This window comes from Hymenobacter sp. (assembly GCF_035709525.1).
Classification (GTDB): Bacteria; Bacteroidota; Bacteroidia; order Cytophagales; family Hymenobacteraceae; genus Hymenobacter.
The window spans coordinates 1-17,258 of the sequence record NZ_DASTEP010000160.1; the positions used below are offsets into that span (position 1 = coordinate 1).

14 protein-coding genes are annotated in these 17,258 nt (G+C 65.3%); 4 read left to right on the top strand and 10 right to left on the bottom strand.

Annotated features, from left to right (window positions below):
* Positions 1-529, bottom strand: a 529-nt coding sequence (locus VFO93_RS13760) for a hypothetical protein (RefSeq protein WP_414653583.1), incomplete at its 3' end; no start/stop codon positions are given.
* A 165-nt stretch (positions 530-694) separates the two neighbouring features.
* Between VFO93_RS13760 and meaB the strand changes: the two genes are divergently transcribed.
* The gene (gene meaB / locus VFO93_RS13765; RefSeq protein ID WP_325134958.1) at positions 695-1,678 is read left to right on the top strand and encodes a methylmalonyl Co-A mutase-associated GTPase MeaB; all 984 of its coding nucleotides are present in this window, start codon (positions 695-697) and stop codon (positions 1,676-1,678) included.
* A gap of 540 nt (positions 1,679-2,218) precedes the next feature.
* Here meaB and VFO93_RS13770 read toward each other — a convergent pair.
* Entirely contained in the window at positions 2,219-3,688 is a 1,470-nt protein-coding gene (locus VFO93_RS13770) for a pectate lyase (protein WP_325134959.1), read from the bottom strand.
* A gap of 192 nt (positions 3,689-3,880) precedes the next feature.
* Here VFO93_RS13770 and VFO93_RS13775 point away from each other — a divergent pair, with 192 nt between their 5' ends.
* On the top strand, positions 3,881-5,512 hold the full coding sequence (locus VFO93_RS13775) for a S8 family peptidase (RefSeq protein WP_325134960.1): 1,632 nt from the start codon (positions 3,881-3,883) through the stop codon (positions 5,510-5,512).
* A gap of 237 nt (positions 5,513-5,749) precedes the next feature.
* On the opposite strand, the gene VFO93_RS13780 is transcribed toward VFO93_RS13775, so the two are convergent.
* The 8 genes from VFO93_RS13780 to folB form a co-directional block, all read right to left on the bottom strand.
* The gene (locus VFO93_RS13780) at positions 5,750-8,344 is read right to left on the bottom strand and encodes a DUF5916 domain-containing protein (protein WP_325134961.1); all 2,595 of its coding nucleotides are present in this window, start codon (positions 8,342-8,344) and stop codon (positions 5,750-5,752) included.
* A 326-nt stretch (positions 8,345-8,670) separates the two neighbouring features.
* On the bottom strand, positions 8,671-9,543 hold the full coding sequence (locus VFO93_RS13785; RefSeq protein WP_325134962.1) for a DUF4097 family beta strand repeat-containing protein: 873 nt from the start codon (positions 9,541-9,543) through the stop codon (positions 8,671-8,673).
* A 158-nt stretch (positions 9,544-9,701) separates the two neighbouring features.
* Complete coding sequence (locus tag VFO93_RS13790) at positions 9,702-10,499, bottom strand: DUF4097 family beta strand repeat-containing protein (RefSeq protein ID WP_325134963.1); 798 nt, start codon at positions 10,497-10,499, stop codon at positions 9,702-9,704.
* Positions 10,500-10,624: 125 nt separating this feature from the next.
* Positions 10,625-11,515, bottom strand: a complete 891-nt coding sequence (locus VFO93_RS13795) for a zf-HC2 domain-containing protein (protein WP_325134964.1) — start codon at positions 11,513-11,515, stop codon at positions 10,625-10,627.
* 96 nt (positions 11,516-11,611) lie between these two features.
* Positions 11,612-12,166, bottom strand: a complete 555-nt coding sequence (locus VFO93_RS13800) for a sigma-70 family RNA polymerase sigma factor (protein WP_325134965.1) — start codon at positions 12,164-12,166, stop codon at positions 11,612-11,614.
* Positions 12,167-12,355: 189 nt separating this feature from the next.
* Positions 12,356-14,806 (bottom strand): M56 family metallopeptidase, encoded by a 2,451-nt coding sequence (locus VFO93_RS13805; protein ID WP_325134966.1) that lies wholly within the window; start codon positions 14,804-14,806, stop codon positions 12,356-12,358.
* On the bottom strand, positions 14,784-15,200 hold the full coding sequence (locus tag VFO93_RS13810) for a BlaI/MecI/CopY family transcriptional regulator (RefSeq protein WP_325134967.1): 417 nt from the start codon (positions 15,198-15,200) through the stop codon (positions 14,784-14,786). The genes VFO93_RS13805 and VFO93_RS13810 overlap by 23 nt, the downstream gene beginning before the upstream one ends.
* A 271-nt stretch (positions 15,201-15,471) precedes the next feature.
* Positions 15,472-15,837 carry a dihydroneopterin aldolase gene (gene folB / locus VFO93_RS13815; RefSeq protein ID WP_325134968.1) on the bottom strand — a complete coding sequence of 122 codons (366 nt, stop codon included), beginning with the start codon at positions 15,835-15,837 and terminating at the stop codon, positions 15,472-15,474.
* Between the two features lie 153 nt (positions 15,838-15,990).
* Here folB and VFO93_RS13820 point away from each other — a divergent pair, with 153 nt between their 5' ends.
* The gene (locus VFO93_RS13820) at positions 15,991-16,374 is read left to right on the top strand and encodes a cupin domain-containing protein (RefSeq protein ID WP_325134969.1); all 384 of its coding nucleotides are present in this window, start codon (positions 15,991-15,993) and stop codon (positions 16,372-16,374) included.
* Positions 16,375-16,377: 3 nt separating this feature from the next.
* Positions 16,378-17,169 (top strand): SDR family oxidoreductase, encoded by a 792-nt coding sequence (locus VFO93_RS13825; protein ID WP_325134970.1) that lies wholly within the window; start codon positions 16,378-16,380, stop codon positions 17,167-17,169.
* The last annotated feature ends 89 nt before the right edge of the window (positions 17,170-17,258 follow it).

Consider the following 17,258-nt stretch of genomic DNA (forward strand, 5'->3'; position numbering starts at 1 on the left):
CGCTGCGGGGGTTGCCGGCCGCATCGTAGTACTGCTGCACGATGGCCGCGTTGCGGCCGTTCACCACCAGGTCGGCCCCGGTGCGATTGAAGGCCAGGTGGCCGCCCAGGCGCTGCCGGGCCGCGAAGGCCAGCCCACCCAGGCCGGCCGGCAGCCGCACCGATAGGGCCAGGGCGGTAACATCGACGTTGAAATTGAGCGTATTGTCGCTGGTGAGGCCGTTGATGAGGTCGGTGCGCTCGGTGGCGCTGAGCTGGTCGCTGTTCTCAAAAATCATTTTCCGGAACTGGGTGCGGCTCAGCGACTGCGAGCCCACGCCCATCCCCAGCTCGCCGATGCTGAAGGCCACGCGGGCCCCGCCGTCGCGCCCCAGGTTGGCCGGGTTGATGCCCACGGCCTGGTAGCCCTCGGCAAAGGTGTTGATGACGCCGCCCCGGCCGGTAGCCGAGAAATTGCTGAGCTCGTTTTGGGCCAGCGCGGGGGTAGCGGCCAGCAGCGCAGCCGCCAAAAATGGGGAAAGGTACTTCATAAAAAGAGCAGAAGGAATATAGAGTTTTCGCAAAGTTACAACCTCGGCGCACGGCCCTACAACCTCGGCGGGACGCGCCCCCGTGGCCGCCCCGCGCCCGCCCCAGCCGGGTAGGCGGGCGCGGCGGGCGGGGCCGGTTGGGGCGCGGGGCGCTATTTTGCGGCCGTGCCTGCCCCTCCCCTTTCCGCCGCCGCCTACGCCCAGGGCCTGGCCGCCGGCCAGCGCGGCCTGCTAGCCCGCGCCATCACCCTGGTCGAGAGCACGCTGCCCGCGCACCGCGCCCTGGCCCAAGATGTCCTGCAAGCCGTGCTGCCGCACACCGGCGGGGCCCTGCGTCTGGGCATCACGGGGGTGCCGGGCGTGGGCAAGAGCACGTTTATTGAGGCGCTAGGATTGCACGTGGTCGAAAAGCTGGGCAAGAAGCTCGCCGTGCTGGCCATCGACCCCAGCTCGCCGCAGGGCGGGGGTAGCATCTTGGGCGATAAGACCCGGATGCCCGCCCTGGCCGCTCACCCGCGCGCCTTCATTCGGCCCTCGCCGGCTGGAGGCAGCCTCGGGGGCGTGGCCCGCGCCACCCGCGAGGCTTTGCTGCTGTGCGAAGCGGCGGGCTACGACGTTATTTTTGTCGAAACCGTGGGCGTGGGCCAGAGCGAGGTAGCCGTGCACGGCCTCGTCGATTTCTTTTTGCTGCTGATGCTGGCCGGAGCCGGCGACGAGCTTCAGGGCGTGAAGCGCGGCATCATGGAAATGGCCGATGCCCTGCTCATTACCAAGGCCGATGGCGGCAACGAGGCCGCCGCTCGCCGCGCCGCCCGCGACTACGAGGGCGCGCTGCATTTGTTTCCGCCCAGCGCCTCGGGCTGGCCTGTGCCGGTGGCCACCTGCTCGGCCCTCACCGGCGCGGGCCTGCCCGAGGCCTGGCAGCTGGTGGAGGACTACGCCGCCCAGGCCCAGGCCAGTGGCTACTGGCAGCACCGCCGCGCCCAGCAGCAGCTTCAGTGGCTGGCCGAGGCCGTGCGCCAGGCTCTCGAAGCTCGATTTTATGCCCAGCCAGGGGTGCAAAGCGCCTTGCCCGGCGCGCAGGCCGCCGTGGCGGCCGGCCAGCTCACACCCTGGGCGGCGGCCGAGCTGCTGCTGGGCCAACCCTAACTTCCCACATTCGCCGGGGGCGCCCCCGCGCTCGCCGGGGGCGCCCCCACGCTCGCCAGGGGCGCCCCCACGCTCGCCGGGAGCGCCCCCACGCTCGCCAGGGGCGCCCCCACGTTTACTGGGGGTGTTCCCACGCTCGCTGGGGGCACCCCCACGCTCGCCGGGGGCACCCCCACGCTTGCCGGGGGTGTCCCCACGTTTGCTGGGGGCGCCCTTATGGGCTGGAAGGGCGTCATTCTGCTCCGCATTGACGCCCTTCTGACTCAGAATGACGCCCCCGGCGAGCGCAAGGGCGTCATTCTGTTACGCCTTGCCGCCCTTGCGCACCGGAAGGACATTACCTGGGGTTGCAAAAAAGCCCCTATTGGCGGTCAGAAAGCCCTTTTCAGGATTTTGGGACTTACACGGCCCAGCAGGCGGGTCGCCTCACGCCCCAGCATCCTTTCCTCAGCAAAGAGGGGAAGCCGGGTGGGGAGTTTTGCGTGTTGCGTGTTGGGTTTTGAGCTTTTTCTTTTCTAAATCAGCGCTCAGAACTCCCCCCTACTCGCCCGCACGCTCGGCCAGGTACACCTCCAGCATGGGGTAGCCGCCGGGGCCGGGCTTGGCGCGGTCACGGGCGTCCTTGGGGTTCAGCTTATGAGCGGTTTCCCAGGCGTCGGGCATCCCGTCGTGGTCGGTGTCGAGGGGGGCGGGGGCAGTTTTGAGCACTGGCCAGGCCTTTTGCGACACCGCATAGGGCGTGCCGTGGGGGTAGCCGCCCTGCACGTCGATAATACGGCCCGTGCGCAGGCGCACTTCGCGCACCAGGCGCTGGTCGAGGGTATCGCGGGCGGGGCGGGTGGCTCCGGCCCCGGCCAGCACCAGCTGGTAGGCTTCGGTGGCAGTTTGGGTGGCCACGGGGCCGAGGTCGAAGGGGCGCGGGGCCTGCGCCAGGGCCGTGTCGGCGCGGGTACCCTCGTGCATATCCACGCCGCGCCAGTTGTGGGCCGTTACCTCGGCGCTGGCTTCCTGGTAATTGCCGGCGAGGTAAAACTTGCCGTAGGGCAGCGGATTGCTACCCTTCGTGAGCTTGTAGGGGTTAAGGAGGCGGGCACGCACGGCGGGCTTGGTGCTGGGGCCGGGCTTGTAGTAGTTGTTGACGATGTTGTAGTTGCCGCCCTCGCCGGCGTACACGTTGTTTTCGCCCCAGTCGTAAATCACGTTGTTGCGAAAATCACAATTCTCGAAGCCCGCCGGGTGGGTGTAGCGGCTGCCGTTGAAGCGCGGCGTGCGCGAGTTGCAATGCACAAACAAATTGTGGTGCATGCTGGCGTGCTGCCCGCCCCAGATGCCGCCGTAGCCGTGGCGCTCGTAGTCGGCGTCGCCCTTTTCGAAGTGATACGAGTAGTTGAGCGGCGGCCCGATGAGGTTCCAGCTCAGGGTAGTGCTGTCGCCTTCGTACACCGAAAAGCACTCGTCGGTGCTCCAGCTCATCGAGCAGTGGTCTACTACCAGTTGGTTGTTGCGGGTGCCGCCCAGGGCATCGTCGCCGCCCGCTCCGTCTTTGAAACCCTGGTTTTGGTTTTTATCGCCCATCCGAAAGCGCACGAAGCGCACGATTACGTTGCTGGCCTTGATGCCCACCGGGTAGTCGGCCAGGCAAATACCGCCGCCCGGCGCAGTTTGGCCCGCGATGGTGGTATTGGGCTGGCTGATAGTGAGCGGCGACTGCAAGTGAATGGTGCCCGCCACCCGAAACACGATGGTGCGCGGCCCGGCCTTGGTAGTGAGCGCGTAGCGCAGGCTGCCGGGCTGGTTGTCGTCGTTGAGATTGGTGACTTCCAAAACCGTGGTAGGCACCGCCGCCGTGCCGCGCCCGCCCGTGGTAAAGCGCCCCGCGCCCTCGGCCCCCGGAAAAGCGGGCAGCCGGGCGGCGGGCGGCGCGTCGGCCGCCAGGCGCAGGCCCCAGCCGGTAAACAGGGTAGAACAAAGCAGTGCGTGGCGCAAGCCAAAACCAGATAACAAGAGCATAGTGGTGGGAAAAGGATAAGTATCTGCGCAAATAAGCCCCGGCCGGCCCGGCAGCGGCGGTGCAAGGGCGGTTTTCTTTGCGCAATCGTTGTCGGCAACGTTGCCAGGGAGCGGCCGGGCGGGAGCCCGCAGCCCCGCGCTCGTATCTTGGCTGCGTTTTCGTTCTTTTTAGCTTTTACCAAGCTGCCAGCTATGCTGTCTTCTGTTATTTCGCTGCGCGCCATGCGCCGGGCCGCCCTCGGCGGCACCTTTTTTATCACGGCCCTGGGGGCGCAGGCCCAGGCCCAGCTCACGCCGGCGCAGCGCTGGCAGCACCTCGACCAGCAGGCCGATGGCGTGCCGGGCATCAGTGCCGACCGCGCCTACCGCGAGCTGCTGGCCGGGCGCACCCCTACCCCCGTGCTAGTGGCCGTTATCGACTCGGGCATCGACTCGGTGCACACCGACTTGAAGAGCATCCTCTGGCGCAACGCCCGCGAGATAGCCGGCAACGGCAAGGACGATGACAAGAACGGCTACGCCGACGACGTGCGCGGCTGGAGCTTCCTGGGCGGCAAAGACGGCCGCAACGTGAACACCGAAACCCTGGAGCAAACCCGCATCTACGCCCAAGGCCGCACCCGCTACGAGGGCAAAAAGCGCGAGGACTTCTCCAAGAAAGAGCAGGGTAGCTTCGACCTCTACGAAACCGCCAAAGCTGGCCACCTCAAGGCCCGCGCCGAGGCCGAGGCCACCGGGCAGCGCCTGCAAAAGCTACTCGCCGACCTCAGCCAGACCGCCGAAACCCTGCGCCAGGGCGGGGGCGGCGCAGCCCTCGACTCGGCGGCCCTGCGCACGGCGGCCCAGGCCCAGCCCGCCGTGCCGGGCGCTACCCAACTCTACGCGCTGGTACACCGCCAGAACGTGGCCGGGGCCGAGCCGCTGCTGGCGCGCCTGCGCACCGCCGTGGAGAGCAGCAAGCACAAGCTCGAAACCCAGCTCAACCCCGACTTCAACGCCCGCGCCGTGGTGGGCGACAATCCCAATAATCTCAAGCAGCGCGACTACGGCAACGCCGACAGCCAGGGCCCCGACGCGGGCCACGGCACGCACTGCGCCGGCATTATCGGGGCCGTGCGCACCAACGGCGTGGGCATGGAAGGCGTAGCCGACGCCGTGCGGATAATGAGCGTGCGCGCCGTGCCCGACGGCGACGAGCGCGACAAAGATGTGGCCAACGCCATCCGCTACGCCGTGGACAACGGCGCGCAGATTATCAGCATGAGCTTCGGCAAAGACTACTCGCCCCAGAAGGCCGCCGTGGACGAAGCCATGCGCTACGCCGATAAAAAAGGCGTGCTGCTGGTGCACGCCGCCGGCAACGACAGCCGCGACCTCGACGCCACGCCCAACAATTTCCCCTCCAACGTCTACCTCGACGGGCAGCCCATTCCGAACCTCATCACGGTGGGCGCGAGCAGCCGCTTCAACACCGCCGACCTCGCCGCCGGCTTCTCCAACTACGGCCCGCAGCACGTAGACGTGTTCGCGCCTGGCGTGGCCATCTACTCCACGGTGCCGGGCGGCGGCTACGACCTCAAGAGCGGCACCAGCATGGCCTGCCCCGTGGTGGCCGGCATGGCGGCCGTGCTCAAGGCCTACTACCCTACCCTCACCGCCGCGCAGCTCAAGGCGTGCATCTTGCAGTCGGCCGTGGTAAACCACACGCAGGTGCGCAAGCCCGGCACCAAGACGCTGGTAGACTTCGCCACGCTTTCGCGCACCGGCGGCATCGCCAATCTATTCGGCGCGGTGCAGCAGGCGCAGCAGGTGGCGGGCAAGTAAAGGCGGCGACTCGTCAGGCGTGGGCGCCTCACGAGACCCCTATGGGGCCGGCCCCCTCTCCGAAAAGGAGAGGGGGAGCCAGATGCCAATTCTTACAAAAAAGCAAAAGGGCTTTCAGCGATGCTGAAAGCCCTTTTGTATAGCGCCGCGATAACCTGCGGTCGGCTCCCCCTCTCCTTTTCGGAGAGGGGGCCGGCCCCATAGGGGTCTCGTGAGGCGCACGCGCTAGCGTAAGCACTACCCCCGCGCCCGGCGCAAATTGAGGTAATCGAGATAGTACAGAATTTTGATGGACACGTTGTTATTGTGTGGCGTATTCAGCGTATTGCTCAGGTGGTCGAAGTAGAGCGGCGTGGCCTCATTGCCTTGCAGAAACGACGCGGTAGCGTCCTTCCACACCAAACTCACCTGCGAGCCGGGCGCAAACCACCACACCAATGCCGCGTCCACATTGAAGGCGCTGTAGCTGGTATCGTGGTTGCGCTGGTAGCCCAGGTTTTCCTCGCGCCCCCCGGCGTAGAGGCGCGCAAAATCGAAGTAGCGCACCATGCTCACGTAGTGCCGCACGCGCATGGTGAAGGACAGCCGGTTGGTGAACGTGTAGTTGGCGTTCAGCGTGTTGGTAAACGTGCTCACGTTGCGGCGGCCCAGTAGCACGTCGCCCCCAATAACGGCGAGTAGCGGCCGGTCGAGCGGCTCGTCGGCACTGAGGCCGTCGTTGACGTAGCCCACCTGATTGAGGCGCAGGTTGTAGTCGAAGGTGTAACGAAAATTCAGCTTGTCGCTCACGCGGTAGCGCGGGCTCAAGGTCAAACCCAGGCCCCAGCGGCGCGCCCGGCCGGCCACGCCTTCGCGCGCATCGAGGGCGTAGGGCCGCAGGCCGCCGTTGATGTCGTAGGCAAATTTCTTGCGGTAGTCGCTCGACACGAACGCGCCCAGGTTGACGCTGCCCGGCACCCGCACCCAGTAGCTACCCAGCGGGTAGGTGCGCGGCTCGTAAAAGTCGTTTTTGGCCCGGTCGATATTGAGGTTGAAGCCCGCCGTCAGAAAGCTTTTGGTGAACGTAGTGTTGGCGCTGCCATAAATGCCAAAGTCCTGATATAGCAAAGGCTTGAACAGCAGCGACTGGTATACGCCCAGCGAGGAGTAAAAATTATTAACCTTCCAGAACTGCTTGTACTGGTTGTAGTTGATGGTGGCCGACTGGCTCACGTTGTTGTTGCCGAACAAAATGCCCAGGTCATTGGGGTTGTAGGTGTCCGACTCGATGCCGTGGTCGACGTTCCAGGTCCAGTTGCCCGATATTTTGCCGTAGTTGAGGTAGTACTTGTAGCCGCTCGGGTCGTCGATGCGCGCCTCCGAGTTCAGCACGTTGCCGTAGCGGCGCGAGTAGTTGAGCTGCCCGCTGAGGGCGTACTGGTTTTTGGCATCGGCAAAGCGAAACAAGCCCGCCGTCACGTTGGCGTCGTAGGTGCGGCCGGCGCGCGTCACGTTGGTGTTGATGAGCGAGATATAGCTGTTGTTTTTAAGGCTTTGGTCGAACACCACGATGTTGTAGTTGGTGAGCGGCTGGGTCAGCACCTGGCGCTCGCGCTCGCCCGTGGAGTCGCGCACTACGGCGTAACTGGCCGCCGACACGGCGTTGAACACGCCCACGCCCAGCCCTTTGCGCGTGCGGCCCGATATTTTGGTGGCGTTGAGCAGGCGCGTTACGCCGGGGTCCTGGTACACCGTTTCGCCTTTGGCCAGCTGCCCGCCCGCCGTGCCAAAGCCCAGCGGCTGCGCCCCCACGCGCCGCGAGTAAAAGAGCCCGCCCTTGTTGAACAGCTCGGTGCCTTCGGTGAAAAACGCGCGGTTTTCCTGGTACTGCACCTCGAAGGGCGACAAATTGAGCACCTGGTTATCGCTGAGCACCTGCCCAAAATCGGGAATGAGCGTGGCATCCAGCGTGAAGCTCTCGTTGATGCCCCATTTCACGTCGGCCCCGCCGTTGAAATTGGTGCTGGTGTTGCGCTTGCCCTGCTCATTGTACGGGTAGTGGTTGGCGTAGGCGCTCACGTAGGGCGTGAGCGAAAGGCGCAACGGCGGGTGCAGGTTTTCGAGCCCCGTGAACTCGCCCCATTGGTTTACGAAGCCATCGACCTCGGGCCGCACCGGGTTCCAGGTGAATTGCTGATTATCAGCCTTGCGCTGCCGAAAAAACTGCACGCCCCAGGTTTGCACCGGCACCTGGGCAAAGCGGATGGCCGAGTACGGAATGCGGATTTCAACGCTCCAGCCTTTGCCATCGGGCAGCGGGGCCACGCGGCTGTCCCACACGGCATTCCAGGCCGCGTCCTCGCCGTTGGCGGGCGAGTAGCGCATGTCCACCTGCACACCCGTGCTCATCACGAAGAAGCCGTAGCCGTTGAGGTGGTCGCGGTAGGGGTCGAGGAAAAAGGCAAAAAAGTCGGTGTTGCCGATGTGGTCGCGCTGGGTCAGCTCGCGCCGGATGCTGTCGGCGCTCGTTTCTACCAGCCTGGCTCCCACGTACATGGCCACGTCGTCGTAGAGCACGCGCACCTGGGTAGGCAGCCGCTCCCTGGGCCCCGGGTTCGGCCGAAACTGCGTGAACTCGCTGGCTACCGGCGCGCTGTTCCAGGCCGCGTCATCGAGCACACCATCGAGCTTGATGGGGGCGGGCGTACGCGTGGCCGCCAGCTGGCGGCGCGCCACGGCGGGCGCGGCGGGCTTGGCCACCGGGGCTTGCGCATGGGCCGCCACGGCACCAAAAAAACATAGAAAGCTCAGCAGCAAGCGCACGAGCGCCGGCCGGGGCAGCAGCAGAAACATGAGAAAAAAGAAGAGTAGTAGGTAAAGTTCCGCTATAGACACGGCGGCGGCCAGGGTGTTGCCAGGGGCGCAGGTTTTATTTAAAGCAACTGCCTTGGCACAAGCTTAGGCGCAACCGTACTTTGTGCTGGTAGTAACTATCCTGAGTTGCGAGGTAGCCGCGAAGCGGCGGCATGTTGGTAGCCACCACAGCCAATCGGCTACTGAGAGCCGCAAAGCGGCGGCATTTCTTCGTGGGTGCCGCCGCTTTGCGGCTCCGGTTTGCAAAACAGCACATGGCCTACCAACATGCCGCCGCTTCGCGGCTACTCCGCTACTTGAGTCGCCTACTCCTGCTTTCTGAAGAACACGTCGCCGCTCACCGAGTGCAGCGTCACCAGGGGGCCGCCGCTGCCCAGGCTGCCGTGCAGCTCGTAGCCCACGTACACGCGCTGCTTGAGGTTGCTGAAGGTCACGGCCGGGTCGGCGTAGACCTCGCCCGAAATGGTTTTCAGGCGCAGGTCGGCACCCTGGGCGGCGGGCCAGCTCACATCCACGTTGCCGCTGATGCTGGTGGCATCCACGGCCTTGCCGCCCGGGAGGCCCGTCAGCTTCACGTTGCCGCTGATGGAGCGCAGCGTGAGTTCGCCGGTGAGGCCGGCCGACAGCACGTTGCCGCTAATGGTTTTGGCCGTGACGGGGCCGCTGAGGCCGCTTAAATCGAGGTTGCCGCTGATGGTGTTGAGGCGTAGCGCCGTGCCGGCGGGCAGCGTCACGTCGTAGTCGATTTTCACGCAGTAGCTGTACTTGTCGCCTTTGTGGCGGTTGATAGTCGGGCGCAGGCCGCCCGTCTTTTCCGAGCGGGTGTAGCCCACGTTGAGGCCGCCCGAGCCGTTGTTGCGGCTGCCACCGTCGCAGTCGCCGATGAAGTTTATTTCGCGCAGCTTTTCCTCCTCAAGCTTTTCGACTATGCTCAGCTCGCCGGCCGTGGTTTCCAGGCCCAGGCTGTAGAGGTCGTTGTTCTGGTTGTCGTTGATGCTCACGCGGGCCTGAATGCTGAGGCTACTCCCCGCCCGCACCTTGATGTTGTGGGCATATTTGAGGTCGAGAAATACGCCCTGGCCGGCGGCCAGCGTGGCAGTTTGGGTTACGAGGCGCTGGGCCAGGGCCGGGGCCAGGCTACCGAGTAGCAGGGCAGCGGCGAGTAGAAAGCGGTACATAGGGTGCAGAAGCTGAGAGGTGAAGGAGTCGGTTTTATCGGGCCCGAAAAGGCGCGGCCGTGGCCGTCGGAGCCGGTCGCCGCCGCTCACCTTTCCGCTTTCCCGCGTTGGTGTCAGACGCTTGCTGGCAAGCTTACGCAAGCCTTATGCGTAGCAGGCTACTTGGTTTTTCTCAAAAAGACATCGCCGCTGATAGTCTTGAGCGACAGTGCAGTACCGCCGCCGTTGGCCCGACCGTCTACCGTTTGGCCGCCTACGTGCCGCAGGCCGTTGCTGCCCCCCAGGTTCAGGTCGAAATCGGTGAAAATCTCACCCGAAATCGAGCGCATGGAAAGGCTGATTTTGGCCGACGCGGGCACACTCACGTCCACGTTGCCGCTCACCGACGACACGGCGCAGGGCTGGCTTGGGGTAGCGCTGAATTTCACCTGAATGTCGCCGCTGATGGTATTGGCCACTACCGGGCCGCTCACGTTCAGCAAGCGCAGGTCGCCCGATTTCAGGCTTACCTCGATGCGGCCCGCGATGTCGCGCATGGTCAGGTCGTCCGAGCCGCCCCAGGCATCCTGGGCAAAGGCCACGTCGGTTTGGCGCGGCACTCGCACGGTGTAGTGCCCGTCGCTGCGCGAGGTGCGCGCAATGCGGATGGTGTTGGCGGCGGTTTGCGTCACGGCCAGCCCCAGGCGGGTATTATCCATCGCGCCGCCGCTGTATACCGGGCGCAACCCCTGGCGCAGCGCCTGCGCCGTGGCGGGCGACTCCTCAAAGTTGCCCGAGCCCTTGATAATGAGTTCGTCGCCGTCGTAGCCCTCCACCGTTACGTCGCTGCCGCGCATGTCGAGCACCACTTTACGATTGGTCGGGCTGTTGAATTTCATCTTGTATTCCTGGGCGCGCAGCTGCGCCGGCAGGGCCAGCACGAAGGCCAGCAACATCAAAGGCAGAATATTTTTCATGATAATGGAAAGCGAAAAGAATCAGCAGCTTGTACAGCGGAGTGGCACTCCGCTTCCCCACCGGGCCGCCGTAGTTGGATAGTGGGGTATATGAAGCGGAGTGCCACTCCGCTTTACAGGTAAAATTAAATCAATTGGCCCAGGCCGCTCGCGGCTTGCTGGCGCACGGCGGGCAGCACTTCGGGCTTTTTCGTCAGCTGCTCCAGTTCGCGCACGGCGCGCTTTTCACGCAGCGTCACGAGGGCTTCGATGAGGGTAATCTGCACGTTGGGGTCGGTTTGCAGGGGCAGGGCTTCTACCAGCGCGGGGCCCACGCGGGGGTCGTTGCGCAGGCGCACCAGGGCCTCGCAGGCGGCCAGCCGCACGTTGGGGTTGGGGTCGGTGTCGAGGGTATGGATGAGCGTGAGCACGGCCGGGTCGTTGGCCTCCGTGACCAGGGCCGGGGCCTGGCTCACCAGCTGCAAGCGCTGGCTGGCCGAGGCCGGCTGCTGCCGCGCCGCCGCCATCCGCACCGAAAGCGAGGGCTGCGCCGGCTGCTCGGTGGCCGCCAGCGTAGCGGCCGGCTGGCTGCCCCGCAGCAACAAGCCCAGCACCGCCCCGATGGCTACCAGCGCCACGCTGGCCGCGATGCGGAGCCAGTTGTTAGTGCCTGGTACCTGATGCTTAGTGCTTAGTTGTTGAGCACTGTTCATGACTACTTGCTCATTGCTCATTAATTCTTGGCCGCCGCGCTGGGCGCTTAGGGGGCCGGGCGAAGCTGCGGGCAGCTTCGCCTTTTCGGCTTCCAGCATGGCCAGGAAGTTGTCGCGCAGCGCCAGCGGGGGCACTTCGGCGGGCAATGCGTCGAGGTCGCCGAAGAGCTGGCGCAACTCGGCCAGCTCGGTTTGGCAGGCGGGGCACCCGGCCAAGTGGGCGGCCAGGTGCGCAACCTCGGGCGGCAGCGGCTGGCCGTCGGCCAGTTCGGGCAGCCAGGGCCGCAGTTCGGCGCAGGCCGCGTTAGGGTGAGACAGGTGCATAATAGCTTGAATTGTTAGATTGTTAAACTGTCGTAATTGTTGAATTGCGGCTACTATTCAATACTGTTAAATGATAACTGTTAATTGTTAAATGACTTAGCTCAGGTAAATCTTGCGGAGCGCATCCAGCGCCCGGTGGGCTTTTACGCGGGCCGCGCCGGCGGTGCAGCCCAGTTGCTCACCAATTTCGGCGTAGTCGAAACCCTGGAAGCGGTGCAGCAGCAGCACCTCGCGCTGGGCGGCGGGTAGCAGCGCCAGGGCTTCTTGCAGGGCCTCGTGCTGGTCGTGGGTGGCGCGCTGGGCCTGGGCGGCGCGGCCGTGGGCAGCGGTTTTTTCTACGTCTTCCAGGTCGGCGCGGGGGCGCTGGCGCTGGTAGTGGTCGGCCCACACGTGGCGGGCCATCTGGTAAACCCAGGCCCGGAAGGGCTGGCCCGGCTGGTAGCTGGCGCGGTAGCGCAGCACCCGCACAAACACGTTCTGGGTCAGGTCTTCGGCCACCTCGCGGTCGCCGTTGGCCAGCCGGGCCAGGAAGCCGAAGAGCGGCCCCTGGTAGCGCTCAAACAGCCCGGTGAGGCAGTCGAGCTCGCCCTCGCGCACCCGCTCCATCAGGGCTTCATCGCTGAAACGAACGGCGGTGGCGGCGGCAGGCATACGGGCGGTGAAAGGGTCGGGAGAATCAGGTTTTGCAGGGAGTACCGGCGGCGTATCCATTCGTTACAATGAAAAGAAAAATTTCCTAAAAAAGGCGGGGCGGCCGGTGGCACCGGGCACAAAAAAGCGGGCTAGCTACCTGTTTATCAGATAACCAGCCCGCCTTCGAGCAGCCGGGCACAGGGCCACTTAGTTTTCGTCTACCGTGATGCTGAAGTTCGAGTGGCTACCCTTGGTTTTGGTAGCGGGCTGGTTGAACAGCTTGCGGTACTTAGCGACCTGGGCCGGGGTGAGGGCCTGGCCGTTGACACGCCCGCCCTCGTCGTCGAGCTCAAACGAGAAGTGCTTTTCGTCCTTAATCAGGCCATCCTTGCGCAGCGCCTCGCGCAGCTTGGCGGTGTTGGGCGCGGCAGGCGGCGGCGGGGGCGGCGTGGGGCCTTGCGGAACCCGTGGGCTAGCAGGTGCCTGCGGAACCTGCGGCGGCCGGGGAGTGGTGGGGCCACTGTAAACTTCCTGTTCGCGGCCAGCGCCACTCAAGGCGCGCAGTTCGGCAGCGTCGGCAGCCATCCGGGCGCGCAGTTCGGCACGGCGGCTATTGATTGCCAGCAATTCGGCATTGCGCCCGGCTTGTTCGGCGTTGCGAGCGGCTTGTTCCGCATTGCGGCCGGCCCGCTCGGCATTGCGGGCGGCCTGCTCGGCATTGCGCTCGGCCTGGGCGGCATTGCGGGCGGCTTCGTCTTCGCCGGGGCGGCCGGTTTTGTCAAATTTCAGGCGGCCACCACGCTTGCTGTACTCGATATGGAAGCGCGGGTCAGTCGGGCGGCTGGCCGTAGTGCTACCATCCATCTTGAATTGAAAGTTGCTGCCATTGCCGCTGCCGAAGGCCCGCAGCTTCATGCTTTCCTTTTCTAACCGACGCACTTCCTTGGCCATTTCCTCGCGCTGCTCGTCGTTCAGCTCGGGGCTGCGCATGGCTTCGGCCAGGCCACGCCGGGCTTCGCGCAGCGCTTTGCTGGTGAGGCCGTCGGCCGAAAAATTGAAGCTAAACGACCCGTTTTCAGGGCGCTCGGGTTGCTCGGGTAGTTCCAAGCGCTCGATAGGATACGCCCCATCCGGGGTACGCAAGATGCGCAGCGGCGGCGCGGGCACAGTTACCACCTCCACGGTGCGGACTTTCTCTTTCTTGTTACGGCGGGCCTTCTGGCTTTCCGCGCCCGTGTCCACGGGCTGGCCATCTACCAGCAGGTTCACCACGCGGCCTTTTTTGTCTTTCTCAATCACGACCGTGCTGGCGCGCCCCCGGCGCGGCGGCCCCTGCGCTGCCCGGTTGGGTTCGGTACCCATCAGGCTCCGCACCCCTTCGGCAAAATCAGGCATGGCGGGCAGTGCCGGGAGCGCCGGTATAGCCGGAAGTGCGGGCATAGCCGGCAAGGCCGGAAGCGCTGGCAAGGCCGGCAGTGCCGGCAACCCAGGCCAGGCGCTCGCTACTTGCGGCTTGCGCGTAGTATCGGCCGGCACCACGGCTTGCTTAAGATTGGTTAGCAAGGCTTTGGTGCCTGCCGGGGCCGCCAGGGCCACGCCCGTGCCCAGCCCGGCCACGCCCAGCACACCCAGCAACAGCGCCAGCAGCCCCTCGCCCAGCGTGGGAGCCTGGGGCCGACCCAGCGCCAGCCGGCGCACCCGCGCCAGCAGCGAGCCGCGCCCGCCGGCCCCGGCCGCCGCCAGCGCCAGCCGGGGCGTAGCGGCCGTGGTGGCCTCTAATTCGGCCAGGGCCGCCAGGGCGCGGGCCACCCGCAGGCGGTCGCCGCCGCAAAGGGCGGCAGCCTGGTCGTCGCAGCAGTTTTCGCGCTCGGCCCGCAGGCAGTTGGCCATAAACCACACCGCCGGATGGTAGAAAAACAGCACCTCCACCACCGACACGGCTAGGTTGAGCAGGTAGTCGCGCCGCACGATGTGCGCTAGCTCGTGGGCCAGCAGCGCCTCCAGCAGCGCCGGGCTCAGGCCCGCCACCGCGCCCAGCGGCAGCAAAATGGCCGGCCGCAAGTGACCCAGCACTAGCGGCCCCGCCACGCGGGCGCTTTCCAGCAGGGCCACCGGCCGCCGCACGCCGGCCCGCTGGGCCAGCGCCGCCAGCCGCCGCTGCCAGTCAGCACCCAGGGTCGGGGTGCCGGTTTGGCGCAGCCGGCTGGAGTACACGAGGCCGCCCACCAGGCGGCCGCTCATCAGCAGCAGGCCGAGCAGCCAGGCTACTACTACAAGCGGCAGGTAGGCTTCGAAGGTGCCGCGATTAGCTTGCAGCCAAGCCAGCGGCGCGGCCTCGGCGGCAGCCGGGGTGCTGGCAGCTAGCCCGACCGGGGCGGCGGCCAGGGCCACGGCCGGGTCGGCTACCCATTGCGCGGGAGCGGGCTGGCTTTGGTAATAAAAACTGAACGTGCAGCCCACCGCCAGCACCAGCGCGCCCAAGGCCCCGGCTGCCACCGCGTAGCGCACCTCGGCGCGGTGCCGACGCAGCAGCGGCAGCGCCCCGGCCAGCAGCAGGGCCAGCGCCCCGCCCTGCCACAGCGAGTGCAGCAAGGCATATCCTACGCCCCGCACCAGCGCGGGCGATATTACTTCACTAAGCACCTGGGGCGTCGTCATGGGAGTTAGGATTGGGTTGGTTGGCGTTTTGAATCTCAATGTCATTGAGCAGGCGGCGAATCTGAGCCAGCTCGTCGGCCGAGGTTTTGCGGTGGCCCAGGGCCTGCATCACCAGCTTCAGGGCCGAGCCACCGAAGGTGGCTTCCACGAACTTATCAAGCAGCAGGCCCTGGGTATCCTGCTCGCGCACGGCCGCCCGGTAGATGTGGCTGCGGCCTTCGTCGTCGCGCTGCACGAGGCCCTTATCCAGCATCAACTGCATGATTTTGAGCGTCGTGGTGTAGCCCACTTCGCGGCTTTTGCTGAGCTGCTCGTTCACGAGGCGCACGGTGGCGGGGCCGTGCTGCCAGAGCACGTGCAGGATTTCAAGCTCGGCGTCGGTAGGTTTGGGCATGATAGAAACGGAAAAAGTTTCATACGAATAATTTCGTAGGCCAAATGTCATACGACAAGCTTCGTAGTTGCAAATAAGAACTACGAAATTCATCGTATAACAACCAATTTGTCTTTTATTTTCCTGATATTCAAGAACAAAATTTTTACTGCATCAGGCAATCAGTATTTCACTAGCGCGCCGGTGCGGTGCTACCCCAGCGGCCGGGGCTACGTTCGCTTGTTCAGCCAGAGGAGTGTGCCCGGCCGCAGAAACGGAGTACCACTCCGTTTTACACCGCCGCCCGCTTGCGGCTCAGGGTCACGCGGGCGCGGTGGCAGATGCCGCCCAGCGGCGGGTTGAACTTGGACACGCTCACCCGCGCCCGGCGCACCTGCGGAAACTCCAGCATCAGGCGGTCGAGGATGCGGTGGGCCAGGTGCTCGAGCAGGCGGGCGGGCTGCTGCATCTCGGCCAGCGTGAGGCGGTAGAGAATCTCATAGTTCACGGTTTCGGCCAGCTTGTCGGAGGCCCCGGCGGCGTGCAGGTCGGTGGTGAGGTAGAGGTCGACGCCGTACTTGTTGCCGATTTTCTGCTCTTCGTCGTAGTAGCCGTGAAAGGCGAAAAATTCGAGTCCTTCGAGTGCAATCTGGCCCATTGGTGGATGAGTGAATGAGTGGATGAGTGAGTTGGCGAAGGCGGGCCTTTTGCTTGTGTGGCGGCGCGCCGGGGCAAAAGTGCGGCGCAAATGCCCGGCCGGGGCCGGGTTGGGGCGGGGGCCGCTAATTTGGCTCATCTAAACCCTTTTCCCATGGAACCCACTCCCCAGGCTACCCACCACCGCTGGGCCGACATGCCGGTAGACCAGCTTTCCGATGCCATCGGCCGCCGCCTCATTACGGGGCAGGACATGATGCTGGCGCACGTGTACCTCAAAAAAGGCGCGCTCGTGCCGCGCCACCAGCACATTAATGAGCAGATTACCTACATCTTAGAAGGCGCGCTGCGCTTCCACGTGGGCGAAGGCGCGGGCGAAGAAATCATCGTGCGGGCCGGCGAGGTGCTGTGCATCCCGTCCAACGTGCCGCACCAAGCCGAGGCGCTCGAAGACACGCTCGACGTGGACGTATTCAGCCCGCCGCGCCAAGACTGGCTCGACGGCAGCGACGCCTACCTCCGCCAAAACCCGCGCTAGCTTATGGATTTTGGCATAACCGGAAAAATCGCGCTGGTGGCCGCCGCCAGCAAAGGCCTGGGCCGCGCCGTGGCCGAAGCCCTCGCCGCCGAAGGTGCCTCGCTGGTGCTGTGCGCCCGCGGCGAGGAGGCTCTCCAGCAAACCGCCGCCGCCATCGAAGCCGCGCACGGCGGGCCGGTGCTGGCCGTGGCCGCCGACTTATCGACCGGGGCCGGGGTAGCCCGCGTCACCCAGGCCGCGTTCGAGCGCTTCGGGCGGGTCGATATTTTGGTCACGAATACGGGCGGGCCGCCCGCTGGCACTTTCGCGCAGCACAGCCCCGAAGCCTGGCAGGCCGCTACCAACCAGCTGCTGACCAGCGTAGTAGAGCTAACCCGCGCCGTGCTACCCGGCATGCAGGAGCGCGGCTGGGGCCGCATTCTCAACGTCACCTCCATTGCCGTGAAGCAGCCGGTGGCGGGCCTCATGCTGTCGAATAGCCTGCGCGCGGCCGTCACGGGCATGGCCCGCACGCTGGCTACGGAGGTCGCCCCGTTCGGCATTACGGTCAATAACATCCTGCCCGGCTACACCCGCACCGACCGCGTCGAGCACCTGGCCCAGGCCACGGCCGAGCGCGAGGGCATCTCACCCGAAGAAGCCACCGCCCGCTGGACCCGCGAAATACCCATGCAGCGCCTCGGCGAGCCCGCCGAATTTGCCGCGCTGGCGGCCTTTTTGTGCTCGGCCCGCGCCAGCTACATCACTGGCACGTCCATTCCCGTCGATGGCGGCTGGATAAAGGCTTTGCTGTAAAGCGCCTGGCTTTCAATCAATTTAAATAATTGACATACGAAATATCATGCAGAGCGCAGCGCAGCATCTCGCGTGGCGCAGTAATCTTC